Origin of the sequence: Pseudarthrobacter phenanthrenivorans Sphe3 (assembly GCF_000189535.1) — a bacterium.
Classification (GTDB): domain Bacteria; phylum Actinomycetota; class Actinomycetes; order Actinomycetales; family Micrococcaceae; genus Arthrobacter; species Arthrobacter phenanthrenivorans.
The window spans coordinates 3799654-3819132 of record NC_015145.1 but is presented as its reverse complement, the minus strand read 5'-3'; the positions used below and the strand labels follow the sequence as shown (position 1 = coordinate 3819132).

Annotated in this window: 20 protein-coding genes and 1 pseudogene; 4 read left to right on the top strand and 17 right to left on the bottom strand. The window is 65.0% G+C overall.

What is annotated here, in order from left to right; genetic code table 11:
* Nucleotides 1–21: 21 nt before the first annotated feature.
* The 6 genes and pseudogenes from purM to ASPHE3_RS17710 all read right to left on the bottom strand — a co-directional run bounded on the left by purM (nt 22) and on the right by ASPHE3_RS17710 (nt 4657).
* Entirely contained in the window at nt 22–1170 is a 1149-nt protein-coding gene (gene purM, locus ASPHE3_RS17735; RefSeq protein WP_013602577.1) for a phosphoribosylformylglycinamidine cyclo-ligase, read from the bottom strand.
* Nucleotides 1167–2837: an amidophosphoribosyltransferase gene (gene purF / locus ASPHE3_RS17730; RefSeq protein WP_041652343.1), complete on the bottom strand. Its 1671-nt coding sequence runs from the start codon at nt 2835–2837 to the stop codon at nt 1167–1169. Before purF ends, purM begins: the two co-directional genes overlap by 4 nt.
* Before the next feature lie 72 nt (nt 2838–2909).
* Nucleotides 2910–3223 (bottom strand): annotated as a pseudogene (locus tag ASPHE3_RS17725) (hypothetical protein).
* 27 nt (nt 3224–3250) lie between these two features.
* The gene (gene uraH / locus ASPHE3_RS17720; protein WP_013602574.1) at nt 3251–3589 is read right to left on the bottom strand and encodes a hydroxyisourate hydrolase; all 339 of its coding nucleotides are present in this window, start codon (nt 3587–3589) and stop codon (nt 3251–3253) included.
* Entirely contained in the window at nt 3586–4083 is a 498-nt protein-coding gene (uraD, locus tag ASPHE3_RS17715) for a 2-oxo-4-hydroxy-4-carboxy-5-ureidoimidazoline decarboxylase (RefSeq protein WP_013602573.1), read from the bottom strand. Before uraD ends, uraH begins: the two co-directional genes overlap by 4 nt.
* Before the next feature lie 172 nt (nt 4084–4255).
* Nucleotides 4256–4657, bottom strand: a complete 402-nt coding sequence (locus ASPHE3_RS17710; protein ID WP_013602572.1) for a response regulator transcription factor — start codon at nt 4655–4657, stop codon at nt 4256–4258.
* Between the two features lie 220 nt (nt 4658–4877).
* Between ASPHE3_RS17710 and ASPHE3_RS17705 the strand changes: the two genes are divergently transcribed.
* Nucleotides 4878–5192, top strand: coding sequence for a hypothetical protein (locus ASPHE3_RS17705; protein ID WP_013602571.1), 315 nt, complete (start codon nt 4878–4880; stop codon nt 5190–5192).
* A gap of 245 nt (nt 5193–5437) precedes the next feature.
* Here ASPHE3_RS17705 and ASPHE3_RS17700 read toward each other — a convergent pair whose 3' ends face one another.
* Complete coding sequence (locus ASPHE3_RS17700; RefSeq protein ID WP_148258130.1) at nt 5438–5983, bottom strand: ABC transporter substrate-binding protein; 546 nt, start codon at nt 5981–5983, stop codon at nt 5438–5440.
* 267 nt (nt 5984–6250) lie between these two features.
* Nucleotides 6251–6820 carry a GNAT family N-acetyltransferase gene (locus ASPHE3_RS17695; protein WP_013602569.1) on the bottom strand — a complete coding sequence of 190 codons (570 nt, stop codon included), beginning with the start codon at nt 6818–6820 and terminating at the stop codon, nt 6251–6253.
* A 101-nt stretch (nt 6821–6921) separates the two neighbouring features.
* Here ASPHE3_RS17695 and ASPHE3_RS17690 point away from each other — a divergent pair, with 101 nt between their 5' ends.
* The gene (locus tag ASPHE3_RS17690; RefSeq protein WP_013602568.1) at nt 6922–8415 is read left to right on the top strand and encodes an MFS transporter; all 1494 of its coding nucleotides are present in this window, start codon (nt 6922–6924) and stop codon (nt 8413–8415) included.
* A gap of 67 nt (nt 8416–8482) precedes the next feature.
* On the opposite strand, the gene bcp is transcribed toward ASPHE3_RS17690, so the two are convergent.
* From bcp to ASPHE3_RS17655, 7 genes are all read right to left on the bottom strand, one after another.
* On the bottom strand, nt 8483–8962 hold the full coding sequence (bcp, locus tag ASPHE3_RS17685) for a thioredoxin-dependent thiol peroxidase (RefSeq protein ID WP_013602567.1): 480 nt from the start codon (nt 8960–8962) through the stop codon (nt 8483–8485).
* 81 nt (nt 8963–9043) lie between these two features.
* Entirely contained in the window at nt 9044–9718 is a 675-nt protein-coding gene (locus ASPHE3_RS17680) for a winged helix-turn-helix domain-containing protein (protein WP_013602566.1), read from the bottom strand.
* A 9-nt stretch (nt 9719–9727) separates the two neighbouring features.
* Nucleotides 9728–11071 (bottom strand): allantoinase AllB, encoded by a 1344-nt coding sequence (allB, locus tag ASPHE3_RS17675; protein ID WP_013602565.1) that lies wholly within the window; start codon nt 11069–11071, stop codon nt 9728–9730.
* A complete protein-coding gene (locus ASPHE3_RS17670; RefSeq protein ID WP_013602564.1) occupies nt 11064–12278 on the bottom strand; it encodes a glycerate kinase in 1215 nt (404 codons plus the stop codon). Before ASPHE3_RS17670 ends, allB begins: the two co-directional genes overlap by 8 nt.
* A 37-nt stretch (nt 12279–12315) precedes the next feature.
* A complete protein-coding gene (gene gcl / locus ASPHE3_RS17665; protein WP_013602563.1) occupies nt 12316–14106 on the bottom strand; it encodes a glyoxylate carboligase in 1791 nt (596 codons plus the stop codon).
* A 131-nt stretch (nt 14107–14237) separates the two neighbouring features.
* Nucleotides 14238–15230, bottom strand: coding sequence for a 2-hydroxy-3-oxopropionate reductase (locus tag ASPHE3_RS17660; RefSeq protein WP_259460327.1), 993 nt, complete (start codon nt 15228–15230; stop codon nt 14238–14240).
* A gap of 3 nt (nt 15231–15233) precedes the next feature.
* Complete coding sequence (locus ASPHE3_RS17655; RefSeq protein WP_013602561.1) at nt 15234–16034, bottom strand: hydroxypyruvate isomerase family protein; 801 nt, start codon at nt 16032–16034, stop codon at nt 15234–15236.
* A gap of 348 nt (nt 16035–16382) precedes the next feature.
* On the opposite strand from ASPHE3_RS17655, the gene ASPHE3_RS17650 reads away from it, so the two are divergent.
* Both ASPHE3_RS17650 and ASPHE3_RS17645 read left to right on the top strand, forming a co-directional pair.
* Nucleotides 16383–17327 (top strand): sodium-dependent bicarbonate transport family permease, encoded by a 945-nt coding sequence (locus ASPHE3_RS17650; protein ID WP_013602560.1) that lies wholly within the window; start codon nt 16383–16385, stop codon nt 17325–17327.
* Nucleotides 17328–17333: 6 nt separating this feature from the next.
* Nucleotides 17334–17636 carry a P-II family nitrogen regulator gene (locus ASPHE3_RS17645; protein ID WP_013602559.1) on the top strand — a complete coding sequence of 101 codons (303 nt, stop codon included), beginning with the start codon at nt 17334–17336 and terminating at the stop codon, nt 17634–17636.
* 33 nt (nt 17637–17669) lie between these two features.
* Here the strand turns inward: ASPHE3_RS17645 and ASPHE3_RS17640 are convergent, their stop codons facing one another.
* The gene (locus ASPHE3_RS17640) at nt 17670–18032 is read right to left on the bottom strand and encodes a helix-turn-helix transcriptional regulator (RefSeq protein ID WP_013602558.1); all 363 of its coding nucleotides are present in this window, start codon (nt 18030–18032) and stop codon (nt 17670–17672) included.
* Between the two features lie 133 nt (nt 18033–18165).
* Nucleotides 18166–19455 carry an MFS transporter gene (locus tag ASPHE3_RS17635; RefSeq protein ID WP_013602557.1) on the bottom strand — a complete coding sequence of 430 codons (1290 nt, stop codon included), beginning with the start codon at nt 19453–19455 and terminating at the stop codon, nt 18166–18168.
* Between the last annotated feature and the right edge of the window lie 24 nt (nt 19456–19479).

The window sequence follows — 19479 nt, the reverse complement described above, 5'->3', positions numbered from 1 at the left end:
AACGGAGCACTCGATAAGGGTCTAGGCGTAGGCGTTCACCAAGCGGACAGCCCCGCCGTCCACGCCCTTGGCGCCCTGCACGTAATCGGGGCCGGACTTGAGGATGGAGTCTGAATCCTCGGTGACGGTGCCCATGACCCAGGACGGCAGGCCACGGTCGTTCAGGCGGGAAACCGCGGCGTCGGCGGCGTCGGCGGACACGATGGCCACCATGCCCACGCCGAGGTTCAGGGTGCGCTCCAGATCGGCCAGCGGCACGTTGCCCAGCTCGGATACCAGCTTGAAGATGGCAGGCAGTTCCCAGGTGGAGCGGTCCACGGTGGCAACGAGGCCCTGGGGGAGTACGCGGGCCAGGTTGGCGGCGAGCCCGCCGCCGGTCACGTGGCTGAAGCCGTGGACGGCGGACGTTCCGGTGACAGGGAACGCGCGGGCCAGGTCCAGGCAGTCAGCGGCGTAGACGCGGGTGGGTTCGAGGAGTTCCTCGCCCAGGGTGCGGCCCAGTTCGGAGACCTGGCGGTCCAGTGCCCAGCCGGCGTGGTTGATGACGCGGCGGACCAGGGAGTAGCCGTTGGAGTGCAGGCCGGAGGAAGCCATGCCGATCACCACGTCACCCGCGCGGACCCGGTCTGGGCCCAGCAGCTGGTCAGCCTCCACAACGCCAGTGGCTGCCCCGGCGACGTCGTACTCGTGCTCGCCCAGCAGGCCCGGGTGCTCAGCGGTTTCGCCGCCCACCAGCGCGGTGCCGGCCACGGAACAGGCCGCAGCGATGCCGCGGACAATGTCGGCGATGCGCTCGGGAACCACCTTGCCGCAGGCGATGTAGTCGGTCATGTACAGCGGCTCCGCGCCCACTACCACGATGTCATCAACCACCATGCCCACCAGGTCGAACCCGATGGTGTCGTGGATGTCCATGGCCTGGGCAATGGCGACCTTGGTGCCCACACCGTCAGTGGAGGTTGCCAACAGGGGCTTCTTGAACGTCAGGAGCTTGGAGACGTCGTAGAGTCCGGCGAATCCGCCCACCCCGCCGATCACCGAGGAGTTGTGGGTGGCCTTGACGGCACCCTTCATGAGCTCGACGGCGCGGTCCCCGGCTTCAACGTCGACGCCGGCAGAGGCGTAGGTGATGCCGGAGGTGTTGCCGGAGGCGGGGGCAGCGGAAGTCATACGGACTCTTTCTTGTCAGCGCCGGTGGTGGCGGCTACGTCTGGCACGAGGTCGGCGTCGGTCAGCAGGTTTTCAAATTCGGAGTCCGGCCCCGGGTCGCAGCCGGTGGCGCCCGACTTCTCCGCCGGATCCTCCTCGGAGTCCACGGCAAGGGCCGCTGTTGCGCCCGGAAGGGCCGACGGCGAGGGCTTCAGGCCGCCGAGGTCCTTGCGTTCCAGCAGGTTTTTGCCCAGCTTGTCCGAGCCGGGAAGCTCGATGGGGTACTTGCCCGTGAAGCAGGCAGTGCATAGCCGTTCGCGCGGCTGCCGGGTGGCGCCGATCATCCCGTCTTCGGAGATGTAGGCCAGTGAGTCGGCACCGATGGCCTGCGAGATCTCCTCAATGGTGGCGCCGTTGGCGATCAGCTCGGCGCGGGAGGCGAAGTCGATGCCGTAGAAGCAGGGCCACTGCACCGGGGGAGAGGAGATCTTGACGTGGACTGCGGCTGCACCGGCCTCGCGGAGCATCCGGACGATGGCGCGCTGGGTGTTGCCTCGGACGATGGAATCGTCCACCACCACAACGCGCTTGCCGCGGATGACAGATTCAAGGGCGTTAAGCTTCAGCCGGATGCCCAGCTGGCGCAGCGTCTGCGAGGGCTGGATGAAAGTGCGGCCAACGTAGGAGTTCTTGACGAAGCCGTGGGCGAAGGGGATGCCGGACTCTTCGGCGTAACCCACGGCTGCGGGGGTGCCCGATTCGGGAACGGGGATCACGATGTCCGCAACCTGGGTGTTTTCGCGGGCCAGTTGGCGGCCCATCTCCACGCGGGACTCGTACACGGAACGGCCGGCGATGGCGGCGTCCGGACGCGCAAGGTAGACGTACTCGAAAACGCAACCGGCCGGCGTCGGCTCCGCAAAGCGCTGGGAGCGTACGCCCTGCTCGTCAATGGCGATGAATTCGCCCGGCTCGATTTCGCGGATGAAGCTCGCACCAACAGTGGCGAGGCCGGACTGCTCGGACGCGACAACCCAGCCGCGTTCCAGCCGGCCCAGGACCAGCGGGCGGATGCCGTAGGTGTCGCGGGCGGCGTAGAGGGTGCCCTCGTCCATGAAGACGAAGCAGAAACCGCCCTTGATCTTGGGCAGGAGCTCGATGGCCGTTTCTTCAAGGCTCTTGCCGGGCTCGCCCTCCAGCAGGGCCGTGACCAGGGCGGTGTCGGACGTGTTGCCCTGTTTCATCTCGCCGGTGAGCTGGCCGCCATTGCGCTCCTGGATCATGGCGTTGAGCTCGGCGGTGTTGGTGAGGTTGCCGTTGTGCGCCAGGGCCACGGTGCCCGTGCTGGTGGCGCCAAGGGTGGGCTGGGCGTTGGCCCAGTGGCTCGCCCCGGTGGTGGAGTAGCGGCAGTGGCCCACAGCCAGGTGCCCGGTCAGGGTGTTCAGCGTGGTCTCGTCGAAGACCTGGGAGACGAGTCCCATGTCCTTGTAGACGTTGATCCGCTTGCCGTCGCTGGTGGCAATACCAGCCGACTCCTGACCGCGGTGCTGCAGTGCATACAGCCCGTAATAGGTAAGTTTTGCTACTTCTTCACCTGGTGCCCAGACTCCGAAGACGCCACAAGCGTCCTGCGGGCCTTTTTCGCCAGGGAGAAGATCATGGGAAAGTTTTCCATCGCCGCGTGCCACTGGTCGATTATCTCACGACATGGGGTAGGACTTTTCCGGCCGCCCGTTTGTGACCGTTTCCCTGCAGCCGGGCTACGGCTGCGGATCCGTGTCCGGTTCGGAATCCGGGACGGCTTCCACAACGGCCTTCTGCTGCCGCTTGATGCTCCGGCGGTCAAGACCAGGGCCACCACGGCTCCGAGGATGGCGCCACCGGCGGCAAACGCCACCATGAAGAACCCGAAGACGGCCCCGGCGTCGAAGCTTGGATTTTCGGGAACACCGTAGGCCATCACCGCTGCCGCCGCGATGCCCACCAGTGCGCCGAGGATGAGGAACGGCACATACTTGGGCGCGCGGCGGACGGTAATTTCGCGGCGTTCGGCAGCGGGTTGTTCAGAAGGCATGGATCAAGCCTACATTTTTCGGTGGCCTCAACTGCCGCGGTAGGTGGAGTAGGCGTACGGGCTGAGCAGGAGGGGCACGTGGTAGTGCTCGGATCCGGTCACCTCGAACACCAGGTCCACTTCCGGAAAGAAGGTGGCGGTCTGCCGTGCCGCGTAATAGTCCCCGGTGGCGAAGTTGAGCTTGTAGTGTCCGGCCTCCAGGTGCTCCGGACCAAGGTCCTGTGCCCGGCCGTCGGCGTCGGTGGTGGAATCTGCAATGTGGCGCCAGGTGCCGGCGTCGTTTTGGTAAAGCACGACGGCGACTCCCGCCGCCGGGCGTCCGGCGCCTGTGTCGAGGATATGGGTGGTGACGTGGGAGACGCTCATTCGGTGATCAGTCCTTCAAGCCGCAGGACGGCGATTTCACGCAGCTGCTGGGCCACGATGGTGTCTTCTTCCGCAGGGGAGTTGGCCAGGCGTTCGTTCAGCGTCCGCAGGATTTCAGGGGCGGTCCGGCCGGCGGCGCGGATCAGGAAGACGCGCCCGAACTTTTCCTCGTACTCCCGGTTGCCCTGGGCCAGGGCGTGGGCAACCGCGGTGTCTGCAGGGTCCACCCCGGCCTGCTCCGAACGGGACATGGACGCTTCGGCGGTGCCCGCCGTCGGCCGTTCTCCAATCCGCGGATGGTGGGCCATGGCGGATTCAACCTCCGCCGGGGTGAAGGGGCTGGCGGCCTGGGATGCGAACGCCAGGAGCGCATCCTTGCTGGCGAAGGGGCGTGCGCCGGCCACGGTATCCACCCACCTCGTGACGTCGATGCAGGGCCTGAGGGTTTCGGCGGCCAGGGTGGCATCCGCACTGTTGAATTCGGCTAGCTTCATGCTGGCTGGTTCCTTGGTAACGATCTGCTGGCATCCATGGTGACGGCTATGCGGAAGCCGGACTACCCGGCGCCTTGGGTCATCATTTCCCAAAGCTTCCGCATCATGGAACTGTTATTTCAGCATACGTAATATTCAAGAGCAGCTGTGCTGCCATGTCAAGGCGTGGCGGTCACGTGGGAGAGGCTGCTGCGGAAAATCTCCGATTGAAGATTGCGTCAATGCCAGACTGCAATTCCTTGGGGCTGAACGGCTTGCTGAAGTATGCATCCGCTCCGGCTTCCAGGCTTGCCAGCCGGTCCAGTTCACTTTCCCGGGCAGTGAGCACCACAATCACGGCATCGGAAAACCCGCGCAGCAGCCTGCATGCTTCCAGCCCGTCGTTGTCCGGCAGGTTTAAGTCGAGGGTGACCAGGTGGGGCCGCGTCCGGCGCGCTTCCTCTACTCCGGGAAGGGCTGCCTCCGCATGCGTGACGTCGAAGCCCTGCTTGCCCAGGACGCGTACCAGCAATCCACGGATATCTGCGTCATCTTCAATAACGACGGCACGGCGGGGTCCTGAGGGGGAGATCATGGGTCTACTTCTACCGCAATTACCCCCGCCCGGCATATTGCCCCGCTTCATATGAGCCGGATGACCTGCATGTGACGGGGCGATCTTGTGCAAATCCTTGGACCTGCTTGCCCGGACGTTGAGGTAGCCCGTCCACACTCTAAGACAGGCAGTAGCCTCCACGGATGTGGGTCAAAGACGACCTGCCGGGGGGCTGAACGGCTCGGAGAAAGTGCAGTACATGGAAGACATCAGCAAAGACCGGGCGCCCGCAGTCCATGCCGCTTTCTGCGCGGCGCTTGATAAGGGCCGGGCACTGCTGCGCGTCTATTTCCACCGGCGGAAAGTACGCGCCGCAGCCAAGGCGCTGGCCCAGGCCTTGGCGGAATCACGGGAGGTGTGGAGCTGGCCGGGAGACCGGCTTCCCGTCGGGGCGGAAATGTCCCAGCAGGTGGAGCGGCTGACAAGACGCCTCAAGCTGGAGACGGAAGCGCACATCCGGCTGGAAGCACTCTTTAAGACTGCGGACGGAGGACGTTCCGTACTGGCGCTTTAAGTGCCACACTTAGGAGCAATCGAGTGGCTGGGGGATACAGTCAGGAGATTGCAGTGGCTTGGTATACAGGTTGGGCGTACCTTATCGCGGGACTTATGACAGTCGACGCCCTGCTCTTGGCGCTGTGGGCCATCGATGAGGGCTGGCCCGGTAAATGGTGGAAAAAGCCCTGACCCTTCAGTCTTAACGAAGTTGTGGGCGGCCCGTCCGGACCGCCCACAACCGTGCACCACAATGCTGGACCGTTAGAGCCCGAGCGCGCGGTTAAGCAGGTTCGCCAGGCCGCTGGTGCCGTTGCCGTCAAGCAGGCCGGCCACAGAGCACAGCAGGTTGCCCAGCAGGTTTCCCGCGCCCGGTACCGCCGTGATGTCCAGCTGGACCTGGCTGAGGTCTACCACGAGACCCAGGACATTAAGGTTGAGGGGTCCCAGGTCGAGGTTGATGATGTCGCAGGCGGCGTTGGAGGTGCCGGCGTCAACAGTGGTTGTCACGGTCTGGCTGATGGGTGTGACTACACCATCAACGCTGGTGAAGGTGCCCTCAACGAGGCCCGTTACCGTCAGGTCGCCGTTCTCGGTACTGAATCCGGTGGGAACGAAGGATCCGGTAAAGCTGCCCACACCGTCGATCGTTTCGTTGATGGTGGCGGTGACATTTGCTACGTCAGCAGCGTTTGCTGCCGCTGCCGGGGCCGGTGCCGGCGGTGCTGCTGAGGCCGGCGCGGTAGCGCCAAACATCATTGCTCCGGACAATGCCACTGCTGCTATTGGTGCCAAAACTCGTGTTCGCATCTCTATGTTCCTTTCAGTGCCGGTTGACCGGCGCTTGAACCCCCGACGCTCCAGCCCCCATGCGGAACTGCCGGCGGAACTGTTGATTTGCTTGATTACAAACGCTTTACAGCGTCCGTAACGGCATTGCCATACCGGCATCACCGTTACTTCGACGCTAATACTAAGCATGCTGACTAGTCAAACCTGCGACAGGCCTTGACAGGAAGTAGGAAATGGGCGTGCAGCTGTTTTGACAGCCCTGCCGCCCCGTTTTTCGGCGCCAGCCTAAAACGCCAGGCGCATCAGGACCCGCGGAAATCCGTTGAGCACTGAAGTTGTGTCCGCGGCTTTGACGAAGCCTGCGTCCTCGAAGAGTTTCCTGGTGCCCACGTACGCCATGGTGAGGTCCACCTTGCTGCCGCCGTTGTCCACCGGATAGCCCTCAATGGCAGGGGCACCGTAGCTCCTGGCGAACTCGACGGCACCGTTCAGCAGGTGGTGCGAAATGCCCTTGCCTCGGTGCCCCGGACGCACCCGGATGCACCACACTGACCAGACGTCCAGATCGTCGATATGGGGGATCTTCCGGTTGCCGGCGAAACTGGTGCCGGCGCGCGGATGAACCGCTGCCCACCCAACTGCTTCGCCGTCGTCGTACGCCAGGACTCCCGGTGGGGGATCCTCTGCAACCAGCTGCCGCACCAGGTCTCGGCGCTCGGTTCCGCGCAGTGCCACATTCTGCCTGGACGGAATGCGGTAGCTCAGGCACCAACAGACAGTGGCGTCCGGCCGCTTGGGTCCCAGCACGGTCCTAACGTCTTCGAACTCAGTGGCAGGACGTACCTCGATCGCCATGCCGCCATCCTGTCACCGGCCACAAGAGGCGGCAACCTGGGATAGCAAGGGAGGGGAATTTTCCCTATCGGCTCCTGCTCTCCGTTATTACACTGGGACGCATGACCGAGCAGGAACCGGCACGGGAACGGGCCGGTGCAGCTTCCGACGGCGGGAACAGGCTTCGCGGGGACGGCAGGGCTGTGTCCGCGCCGGTTGAGGACGACGGCGCTCCGCACCTGGCCAACCCGGACGCCGTCGACACATCCCTGCGCAGTCCTGGGCGGCGGTTCCGCACGTTTAAAGGCATCCTGCTGAACACCGCAGTCGCCAACATCACCACAAGCTATTTATGGTTCGCACTCACGTTCTGGGTGTACCTCGAGACGCGCAACGTCATTGCCACGGGGGTGGTCGGCGGCGCATACATGCTGCTGATCGCCCTTTCCAGCATCAGTTTCGGCACGTTCGTGGACCGCTACCGCAAGCTCACCGTGATGCGCTTCGCAGCCGCCTTCACCATGGTGATGTTCGTGCTCGCCGGAGTGATGTTCCTGCTGACGCCGACTCCCCGCCTGCTGGACCTCGCCCAGCCCTGGTTCTGGATCTTCACCATGATCATCCTGATCGGTGCGGTGGTGGAGAACATGCGCAATGTTGCCCTCTCCACCACGGTGACCATCCTCATCGAGCCGGACCGCCGCGCCAACGCCAACGGAATGGTGGGCATGGTGCAGGGCCTGGCATTCATCGTCACGTCGGTACTTTCCGGGCTGTCAGTCGGACTGCTGGGCATGGGCTGGACGGTGGTCGTCGCCGTCGTCCTCACTGCGCTGGCTTTCGCGCACCTGCTGACCCTGCGCATGCCCGAGGAAGTACGGGTGGCCGCCACCGACGCCCACGGCTCGTTTGACCTCCGCGGCTCGGTCGCCGCGGTCATGGCCATCACCGGTCTGTTCGCGTTGATCCTGTTCTCCACATTCAACAACTTCATTGGCGGCGTCTACATGGCGTTGATGGATCCGTACGGCCTGGAGATGTTCCCCGTAGAGGTGTGGGGAGCCGTGTTCGCGCTGGGGTCCACCGGATTCATCATCGGCGGTGCGCTGATCGGCAAGTTCGGACTTGGCGCCAACCCGCTGCGCAGCCTGCTCCTCGCGGTGGTGGCAATGGGGTTCCTTGGCGCCGTGTTTACTATCCGGGAGTGGGCGTGGCTCTATATTGCCGGCATCTGGCTGTACCTGGTCCTGATCCCCTTCGTTGAGGCGGCCGAGCAGACGGTCATCCAGCAGGTGGTGCCGCTGCAGCGCCAAGGGCGGGTGTTCGGGTTCGCCATGGCGTTCGAGTCCGCGGCTGCACCCATCACCGCGTTTCTGATCGCGCCCCTGGCACAGTTCTGGATCATCCCCTACGCACGCTCCACCGAGGGCGCCGCCCAATTGGCCCCGCTGCTGGGCGAGGGCACCTCCCGCGGCATCGCCCTGGTGTTCCTGATCGCCGGCATCATCATGATTGCGGCGGCACTGCTGGCTTTCCTCACGCCGGTCTACCGAACGGTTTCCGAGGAGTATGCCGCGGCGGCGGCAGAGGCGAAAGCGGCGGCCAGCGACTCTTAACGCCGGACGCTCCCGCAGTTTTGGACTGCGGGAGCGTCGGGGAAAACCGGCGTTATGTGAGAGAGCGTTAGAGTCCCAGGGCTTCCTTGAGCGCTGCGACGTGCCCGTCTGCCTGGACCTGGTACTGCGCCAGGGTGACCTTGCCTTCGGGGTCCACCACGACGGTGGAACGGACGATGCCTTCAACGATCTCGCCGTTGACCAGCTTCTCGCCCCAGGCACCGTAGGCCAGGGCGACGGCGTGGTCGGGGTCGGAGAGCAGGGGGAAGGTCAGGGAGAAGTCACCGGTGAAGCCGGCCAGTGCTTCCGGGGCGTCGGGGGAGACGCCAGTGACCTCGTAGCCCTTGCCCTGCAGGGACGCCAGGCTGTCGCGGAAATCGCAGGCTTCGGTGGTGCAGCCAGGGGTGGCGGCCTTCGGGTAGAAGTACACGATGACGTTCTTGCCACGGTAGTCGGCCAAGGCAGTCTCGCGGCCCTGGGCATCCTGAAGGGTGAAATCAGGGGCCTGGGTTCCGGGCTGAAGCTTGGTGGTCAGGGTCTGGCTCATGGCATTCCTTTGGAAGTCTTTGTCAGGTAATGGCAAAACATCAAGTGAAGCGGCTTTCCGCTCAGTCATACAACTCCGGCGTCATATGCAGTATTCCGCCGGGCCGCGAACGGTGGCGCAGGAGCCGGGCACAAACTGGTATCCGCCGCCGCGGACAGTGGCCACGGCATGGCGGGCATTTCCCAGCTTCCGGCGGATCCGGCCCACGTACACGTCGATGGACCGGGCAGTGGCGCCGGGGAAATGCAGCGACTCCAGGAACTCCTGCAGTTCCTCCCGGCCCACAGTGCGGGACAGGTGCGTCACCAGGTAGCGGAGGACTTTGTATTCGACGCCGGTCAGCGGCACCGGCCTGCCGTCCAGCAGGACGGTTTCCGCCGCCAGGTCCACGGCCACCCGGCTGACGGGCCCGGCCGACGGCGGCAGCCGCGTGCCGCCGTCGTCCTCACTGGGTGCCTGGCCGGGACCGCCGGGGTTCTCCGCCGCGGAGGAAGGCTGAGAGGAGTCGTCTGCTGTTCCTCCCCCCGCGTCAGCGGAGACCCCGGACGTGGGAGCTCCGGCGGCAGGCCAATGGACTTCCGCCTCCGGAGCAGTCTGGAGGGCCCTGGCAAGGACCAGTTGGGCGGCACGCGCCAGGAGTTCCGGGCTGGTGCCTTCCGCCGGAACCACCCACACGGCCAGGCCGCGGGCAGCAGCTTTGGGCTGGACCATCCGCGGGCGGTGCGCCGTTCGCGGATGGTGGGCTTCCACTGCCATGGCGCGTCCCTAGACTCCGCCGCGGCGGATCAGCTTGCCCGTGGGGGTCTGGCCGTCCACCACGGCGCCGCGCAGGAACGTTTTGCGGACCACGCCGGACAGGGTCTTGCCGTCGTACGGGGTGATCGGGTTCTTGTGCTTGAGCTTTGACACGTCCACCACGAAGGCTTCGTCCGGGGCGAAGATGGCGAAGTCGGCATCGTAGCCCAGCGCGAGCTGGCCCTTGTTGGAGAGCCGGGCCAGGGCGGCCGGCTTCTCGCCCATCCAGGACACCACCTGCTCCAGCGGAATGCCGCGGTGCCGTGCCTCGCTCCAGATCAGGGACAGGCCCAGCTGCAGCGATGAGACGCCGCCCCACGCCACGGCGAAGTCGCCGTTTTCCAGGTCCTTCAGATCCAGGGTGGAGGGCGAGTGGTCCGAGACGATGCAGTCGATGGTGCCGTCCAGCAGGCCCTGCCACAGCAGTTCCCGGTTGGAGGCCTCACGGATGGGCGGGCAGCACTTGTAGGCGGTGGCGCCGTCCGGGATTTCCTCGGCCATCAGCGTCAGGTAGTGCGGGCAGGTTTCGACGGTGAGCTTGACGCCGTCGCGCTTGGCGGAGGCGATCATGGGCAGGGCGTCCGACGACGACAGGTGCAGGATGTGCGCCCGAGCACCAGTCCAGCGGGCACGTTCGATGACCTCGGCGATGGCCTTGTTCTCGGCGCCGCGCGGGCGGGAAGCCAGGAAGGTCTGGTAATGGTCGCCGCCGGGGTGCGGTGCACGGTCGATGGCGTGGGAGTCCTCGGCATGGACAATCATGAGGGAGTCGAAGGACTTCAGTTCGGCCATGTCCTCCTCCATCTCGTCCGCGTCAAGGTGCGGGAACTCGTCCACGCCGGAATGCAGCAGGAAGCACTTGAAGCCGAACACGCCTTCGTCGTGGAGGGCCCGCAGGTCGCCCTTGTTGCCGGGGATGGCGCCGCCCCAGAACCCGATGTCGATGAACGCCTGGTCCTCGGCCACCTCGCGCTTGAGCTTCAGGTTCTCCACGGTGGTGGTGGGCGGGACGGAGTTCAGCGGCATGTCGATGATGGTGGTCACGCCGCCGGCAGCTGCTGCGCGCGTGGCCGAGGCGAAACCCTCCCACTCGGTGCGGCCGGGTTCGTTGACGTGGACGTGGGTGTCCACCAGGCCGGGGATCAGGGTTTCATCGTCGGCCAGCTCAATGACCTCGGCGCCGGCAAGGCCGTTGCCCAAGGGTTCGATGGCAACGATCTTGCCGCCGCGGACGCCCACCTCGCGGGGCGCGATTCCGGCTGTGGTCAGAATGCGCTGGCCACGGATGACCAGGTCAAAACGTTCTTCAGACATGGAGGTCCTCCTTGGTATATGGGGTGCGGGCGAGCCGGTCGGCCGCCAGCCTCCCGCTGATATGGGTGCCCAGCTGCTCCAGAAGCGGCGCTGCCTCTGCTATGCACCTGTTTACATCGCTTTCGAGTTCCGTCAAAGAGTAGACGTCCTCGAAGCCGGCGGCTGCTGCCTGGCCAGGGGACAGGGTGGTCCGGCCGCATACCGCCACTACGGGAACTCCCTGCGCGGCGGCTGCCCTGGCAACGCCCATGGGGGTCTTGCCCAGCAGGCTTTGCTCGTCCAGGCTTCCCTCGCCGGTGATCACCAGGTCGGCGCCGGCCAGCCGTTCCGCCAGCCCAGTGAATTCGAGGACGACGTCGATCCCCGGGCGCCGGGCCGCGGCGAGGACGGCGATGGCGGCATAGCCAACGCCTCCGGCCGCGCCGGCTCCCGGGGCTTTCGCCGCTTTGATTGCCCTGTTGTTGGGGCCTTCAGGACCGATTTCCCTGGCCAGGACTTCGACAAACCTGGCCAGGGCGGCGTCGAGCATGTCGACGTCCTGTTGTGCGGCACCCTTTTGCGGGCCGAAAATCGCCGCGGCGCCCTGGGCGCCCAGCAGCGGATTGTCGACGTCGGATGCCAGCACAAAGCGTGTGTCCTTCAGCCGGGGTTCGAACCCGCTGAAGTCGATCCGGTCCAGGCGGGCCAGGGCGGCACCGCCGTCCGGCAGGTCGTTGCCCTCACTGTCGAGCAACCTGGCGCCAAGCCCCCGCAGGACTCCCGCGCCGCCGTCGGTATTGGCGCTGCCGCCCACGCCCAGGATGATGCGGTTGCAGCCGGCGTCCAGGGCGGCGGTGATGAGCTGTCCGGTGCCCAGGCTGGTGGCGGTTCGGGCCGCCGTCGAACACGGCCGCCCGTCCACCAGGGCACTTGCCGGGAGCAGGGCCAGGCCCGAGGCAGCAGCCATTTCTATGACCGCCTCATTGCCCCGGACGGCGAACTCGGCCGTCACGGGTTCGCCTGTCGGCCCGGCCACCACCGCTGTGCGGCGGGTGAAGCCGGAGCCGACGGCGGCGTCGAGGGTGCCCTCTCCGCCGTCGGCTACCGGGATCCGGACCACGTCAAGGTTGCCGCCCGCCCCGCGCTGCAGCCCCTTTTCCAGGTGGCTGCAGACGTCCGGGGCGGACAGGGATCCCTTGAACTTGTCCGGGGCAATGACGATGCGCATGGCTGTTTCTGTCTTTCCGGTTTCAGGCCAGCAGGGCCTAGGCCTGCAGCGCCAGGATGGCGGTTGGGGCGTCCGCGGCGGTCTCTGCCAGTTCCTCGAACTCGTTCACGGCGTTGATTTCCACGCCCATGGAGATGTTGGTGACCTTCTCCAGGATCACTTCCACCACCACGGGGACCTGGAATTCGCCCATCAGGGCCTTGGCCTTGTCGAACGCGGCGGCGAGGTCGTTGGGGTCCTCCACGCGGACGGCCTTGCAGCCCAGGCCCTCGGCCACCTTCAGGTGGTCCACTCCGTAGCCGCGGGTGTCCTCGGACAGGTGCGAGCTGTTGATGTTCTCGAACGCCAGGGACACGTTCTGTTCCATGTTGAACCCGCGCTGGGACTGGCGGATCAGGCCCAGGTAGGAGTTGTTCACCACCACGTGGATGTAAGGCAGGTTGAACTGCGCGCCCACGGCCAGTTCCTCGATCATGAACTGGAAGTCGTAGTCGCCGGAGAGGGCCACCACGGTCTGGTCCGGGTTGGAACGCGCGACGCCGAGGGCCGCCGGAGCGGTCCAGCCCAGCGGACCTGCCTGGCCGGCGTTGATCCACTTGCGCGGGCCGAAAACGTGCAGCATCTGCGCGCCGGCGATCTGGGACAGGCCGATGGTGGACACATAGGTGGTGTCGCGGCCGAAGGACCTGTTCATCTCCTCGTACACGCGCTGCGGCTTGATCGGGATGTTCTCGAAGTGCGTCTTGCGGTGCAGGGTGGCCTTGCGCTCCTGGCATTCGGCAACCCAGGCGCTGTAGTCCGGCAGGGACCCTGCGGCCTTGCGCTCTTTGGCGAGTTCAACCAGCCCGGCCAGCGCCGCACCGGCGTCGGACGCGATGCCCAGGTCCGGCGAGAACACGCGGCCTATCTGCGTGGGCTCGATGTCGATGTGCACGAACTTGCGGCCGGCGGTGTAGGTTTCCAGGCCGCCGGTGTGGCGGTTGGCCCAGCGGTTGCCGATGCCGATCACGAAGTCGCTCTGCAGGTAGTTCTCGTTGCCGTAGCGGTGGGACGTCTGCAGGCCCACCATGCCGGCCATCAGCTGGTGGTCATCCGGGATGGTGCCCCAGCCCATCAGGGTGGGGATGACCGGCACGTTCAGGGTTTCGGCCAGCTCCACCAGCTGCTCGGAAGCCCCGGCGTTGATGATGCCGCCGCCGGCCACGATCAGCGGGTGCTTTGCTGAGGTCAGCATGTCCAGGGCTTTCTCCAGCTGCTTGCGGGAGGCCTTGGGCTTTTCGACGGGCAGGGGCTCGTAGGTGTCGATGTCGAACTCGATCTCGGCCAGCTGCACGTCGATGGGCAGGTCCAGCAGCACGGGGCCGGGGCGGCCGGAGCGCATGAGCTGGAAGGCCTTCTGGAAGGCGCCGGGAACCTGGCCGGGCTCCAGGATGGTCATGGCCATCTTGGTGACGGGCTTGGCGATGGACTCGATGTCCACGGCCTGGAAGTCTTCCTTGTGCAGCTTGGCAACTGGGGCCTGGCCGGTGATGCAGAGCATGGGGATGGAGTCTGCCCAGGCTGCGTAGAGGCCGGTGATCATGTCGGTGCCGGCGGGGCCGGAGGTGCCGATGCAGATGCCGATGTTGCCGTCCTTGGCCCGGCTGAAGCCGTCGGCCATGTGGCTGGCACCTTCAACGTGGCGGGCCAGGGTGTGGCGGATGCCGCCGTGGGCGCGCATCGCGGAATAGAAGGGGTTGATGGCGGCGCCTGGCAGGCCGAACGCCTCGATGGCGCCTTCCTTTTCCAGGATGGCCACCGCTGCATCAACGGTACGCATCTTGCTCATGGTGTGCTCCTTGTTGTGCCCCTTTGGGGCGAAATCTGGGTGTTTTTGGGTGTGCTGAGGTAACCGCCGTCGTAGTTACGTCCGACGGCGGGTGCCCTGCTGGTGTTTCTTTGGCGCCTTGGCGCTGGTGCTTATTTCCTGCCGCTGAGCTGGAGGACCTGCTTGAACAGTCCGGAGTGGTCCAGTGCGCCGTCGCCCTGGTTGACGGTGGCGGCGACGAGCTGGGCGACGATGGCGCCCAGAGGGATGGCGACGTTGGCTTCGCGGGCCGCGGAGGTGACGATGCCCAGGTCCTTGTGGTGGAGGGCGAGGCGGAAGCCGGGATCGAAGTTGCGGTCCAGCATCTTCTGGCCCTTCTGATCCAGGACCTTGGAGCCGGCCAGACCGCCGCCGAGGACCTTGAGGGCGGCGTCTGTGTCCACGCCGTAGGCCTCGAGGAAGGCGATGGCTTCGCCGAGGACCTCGATGTTGACGGCGACGATGAGCTGGTTGGCTGCCTTGACGGTCTGGCCGGAGCCGGACGGGCCGACGTGGACGATGGTTTTGCCGACCGCGTTCAGGACGTCCGAGGCGGCGTCGAAGTCTTCCTTGTCGCCGCCGACCATAATGGAGAGGACGGCGTCGATGGCGCCCTGTTCGCCGCCGGAGACGGGGGCGTCGAGGGGGCGGATGCCGGCTTCGCGGGCTTCGTCGGAGAGGCGCTTGGCGACGTCGGGGCGGATGCTGGAGGCATCGATCCAGAGGGTGCCCTGCTTGGCGTTGGCGAAGATCCCGTCTTCACCGCTGACGACGCCCTCGACATCGGGGGAATCCGGCACCATGGTGATGACGACGTCGGCGTCCTTCACGGCGTCAGAGATGCTGGTGGCGCCCTTGCCGCCTTCGGAGACGAGCTTGTCGATTTTGTCCTGGCTGCGGTTGAAGCCGGTGACGGTGTGGCCGGCTTTGACCAGGTTGATGGCCATGGGCAGGCCCATGATTCCGAGTCCGATGACTGCAACGTTGCTCATGATGGTTCTCTTTTCTGGAAGTCTGTGCCTGGTTCCCCAACTAGGTCGCGCTAAGTGTCGTTTTGAACCTCCAAAACGACACTTGCTGCTACCTAGTTGGGTGAGGGCTGGGATTAGTTAGCGGGAAGCGTGCTCGCGGATGGCCCAGTTGAATGCGGTTTCCTGCGGTTCCTTGTATTCGAGGCCGATGTAGCCTTCGTAGCCGAGTTCGCGGCTGCGGGCGATCCATTCACCCAGCGGCAGGGTGCCTGTGCCGGGGGCGCCGCGGCCGGGGTTGTCGGCGATCTGGATGTGGCCGAAGTCCTTGGCGTGGTTCTCGATGACGGATTCGACGTCGTCGCCGTTGACGGACAGGTGGTAGAAGTCCGCGAGGAGCTTGATGTTTCCGGCGCCGCCCGCTGCCTTGACGCGGGCGATGACCTTGAGGGCGTCCTCAGCCGTGAGGAGCGGGTACCTGGGTGCGCCGCTGACGGGTTCGAGGAGGACGGTGCCGCCGATCCGGGCAACGCCTTCGGCCGCTGCGGCGAGGTTTTTGACCGCGAGTTCGTCCTGCTCTTCGGGGGTGGATTCGTCCTGCCGGTTGCCGTAGAGGGCGTTGAAGGCCTTGCAGCCAAGGCGCCCGCCGATTCCGGCCACCACGTCGATGTTGTCCTTGAACTCGGACTCGCGTCCTTTCCAGGAGACCAGGCCCCGGTCGCCGCCGGGCATGTTGCCGGCGTTGAAGTTCAGGCCGGTGAGCTGGACACCGGCGTCCTTGATGGCGTTCTCGAACTTGGTGATCTCGGCGTCGCCCGGGACTGAGGACTCGAAGGGCCACCAGAATTCGACGGCGTCAAAGCCGGCTGCCTTGGCTGCGGCAGGGCGCTCGAGCAGGGGCAACTCCGTGAGGAGGATGGAGCAGTTCACTGTGTACGTCATCGTAGGTCCTTCCAAGGAGGGCTTTGATCTATCTTCCCCTGCTTCCCGGCCCTTTCACCGTTTCCGCTTTGTGGAATTTAGATTCTGCTTTATGAAAAGTGTAGGGAAAGGTGGCGTGGGTCGTCAAGGGGGCGGTGCGCGGCGGTTGTGAGGCCAGTCCAGGGAGGTGCTGGAAAGCGACATTTAGCGTAATCAAAAAACATGAATTCTAGAACATGAAGATGCTTTCATCCATCAGATCAAAGTACCGGTGGTCCGCAGAAGAGCTGCGACCCGCATCCCTGCATGCCGGTATCGGCCCGCAATCACCCTGGGCCAGGAGTGCAGGGAGCTGAAAGAGAGCTACGTGTGATTGACCCCATCATCCTTTTCTTCCTGCTCGGTGCCGTGGCTGGCCTCCTGAGGTCAGAACTGCGCCTGCCAGCCGCGATCTACGACTTCGTCAGCATTGTGCTGCTGCTGGCCATCGGACTGAAAGGCGGCATTGAACTCGCCAGGCAGCCTTTCGCCAGCCTCCTGCCGCAAATGCTGGCAGTGGTTGCGTTGGGATTCTTCCTGTCGCTGGCGGCCTTCCCCGTCCTCCGCTTCCTGGGGCGCTTCAAACGCGCGGATGCTGCCTCCATCGCGGCCCACTATGGCTCCGTCAGCGTAGGTACCTTCGCCGTGGCCATCGCCTATTTCACCAGCCGTCAGATCGCCTTTGAGGAGCACATGCCACTGCTTCTGGTTTTGCTGGAAGTGCCGGCCATCATCGTGGGAATTGTCCTGGCGCGAGGCCTCTCGCGGGAGACCCGGTGGAGGTCTGTTGCCCATGAAGTGTTCCTGGGCAAAAGCATTGTGCTGCTTCTGGGTGGGCTGCTCATCGGTTGGGTGGCGGGTCCGGAAGGACTGTCCTCCATTGAGCCCTTGTTCTTCGACCTCTTCAAGGGGATCCTGGCTCTCTTCCTGCTGGAGATGGGGTTGATCACCGCAACCCAGATAGGAAGCCTTCGCCGCTACGGGGCATTCCTGATGGCCTTTGGGATTGGAATGCCCATCTTCTCTGCCGTGGTGGGGACTGCCCTGGGCCTGGTGCTGGGCCTTTCCGTGGGCGGCACCGCCGTCCTTGCCACGCTCGCGGCGAGTGCTTCCTATATCGCTGTGCCGGCGGCCATGCGCATCTCCGTGCCGGAGGCCAACCCCACGTTGTCCCTGGCCGCCTCGCTGGGGATCACATTCCCGTTCAATGTACTGTTTGGCATCCCGATGTACCACGCGCTGGCCGTCTGGGCCGAGTCGTTCCTGAAAGGATAAGGCGCTATGCAAAGCCACCCGCGCAAGCTGTTGACCATCATCACGGAAGCCGTTCTGGAAGCGACAATCACCCGCGATATCGAACTGCTGCATGCCCGCGGATACACCATTACTGATGCGAGGGGCAAAGGCCGCCGAGGCGTTCGGAGTGCCGGTTGGGATGCGAACAGCAACATCCGCATCGAGGTAGCCTGCCACGAAGAGACGGCGGACGCGATTGTGGCCCATCTGCAGGAGCATTACTACCAGGACTATGCCATGACCGTCTTTGTGAGCGACATCCAGGTACTGCGGCCGGAGAAATTCTAGGACTGGTTGGAACAGGCGAGTTCGGGGGAACGTTCAGTCGCCGGTCGTGTCTTCTGTGGAGGATTCCGGGGAGGACTCGGGCAGGAGTACGGCCAGGAGTTCATCTACCTTGTGGCCCGCGTCGAGCGGATGGCGGAAAGGGCGGCCGGTGGCGACCGTATAGCTGTTTCGCCGTCCTTCCCGTGTACGGGTGAGATACCCGGCCTCCACCAAGTCCGCCGTGATCTTCTGCGCCGCGCGCTCTGTCACGCCCACCCGTGCCGCAACATCCCGGATGCGGATCTGCGGATCGCGGGCGATGGCGAGAAGAACGTGGGCATGGTTGGTGAGGAAGGTCCAACGCGTCTCGCCGGCAGGGACGCTGGAGGTCCCTGATTCAAAATCCTGGGGTGCCATTTCAAGCACAATAGCCGATGCGGCCCGGCGTCACCGCTTCCCGCACCGCTGCTGCCGTTCCACGCTTCAAATTAAAGCGATCGTCCCCCGGCACCAGGGTACCGGGGGACGATCGCGTGAAACCGGTGGAGGCCTAGTGCGTCAGGTCCTTCCCCTTCGTTTCAGGAATCGTGAACACGAACGCCGCACTCACCGCGAGCAATACCACCGCGTAGATGTTGAACAGCTGCGGCATGCCCAGGCTGGTTCCCAGCCACTGCTGCAGGTACGGGGCGGTGCCGCCAAAGAGGGCGACGCAGATCGAGTAGGGTACGCCCACGCCAACGGTGCGGATCGACGTCGGGAACAGCTCGGCGTACACGGCGGGCACTATGGCCGCGCATGCAGCAATGAAGATCAGCATCACGGACATGCCCACTGCCAGCTGCCAGGCGGAGTCCTTCAGCAGCCATGTCATGGGGAAATGCATCACCGCGGAACCGATTGCCCCGCACCACAGGACCTTCTTCCGGCCGATCCGGTCGGAGAGCTTGCCCCACACAGGCAGCACTGCAATGAACACGATGTTGGCCACAACGCCGGCCCACAGCGCTTCGCCCCGGTCGATCTTCAAGGCGGTGGTTGCATAACTCGGCGCCACCACGCCCCAGATGTAGTAAATGACAGTCAGGCCCACGGTCAGGCCGATCACCTGCAGCGCCTGCTTGCGGTGGCGGACAATCTGAGGCCAGATCGGTGCGCGCTTCTCGGAAACGGACTCGCCTTCGAACGCCTCAGTTTCATGCAGCCGCGACCGCATGATCAGCGCGTACAGACCCATCGCAGCGCCCAACAGGAACGGGATGCGCCAGCCCCACGCGTTCATGGCCTCGGTAGTCAGGGTCATGTTCAGGACCGCGCCGAGCAACGTGCCGAACAGGATTCCCACCGTCCCGGACGTGTAGATCAGCGTCGCCCAGAATCCGCGGTGCTCGCGGGGAGCCATCTCCGACAGGTACGTTTGCGACGACGGCAGCTCACCGCCGTGCGCAAGGCCCTGGACGAGCCGGGCCACCAGCAGCATCAGCGACGCCCATGCGCCCACGCTTGCGAACGTGGGAGCAATGCCGATCATCAGGCTGCCCAGCGATGCGAGGCCGACGGCGAGCGTCATGGATGTCTTTCGGCCCACCCTGTCGCCGATCCAGCCGAAGAGGAAGCCGCCGAAGGGGCGTGCCACGAAGCCGACGGCGAAAATCGCCAGGGTGGACAGGACAGCTGACGCCGGATCCGCCTTGCTGAAGAGCTGGCTGGCGATGAAGGGAGTGAAGGTGGCGTAGATGGCCCAGTCGTACCACTCGACGGCGTTGCCGATTCCGGTCCCGACGATGGTCTTGGCGGTGGACACGCGACCAGTCTGCTGCTTATGCGCTGTGATGGACATGGTGACTTCCTGATAGTGGGTTTG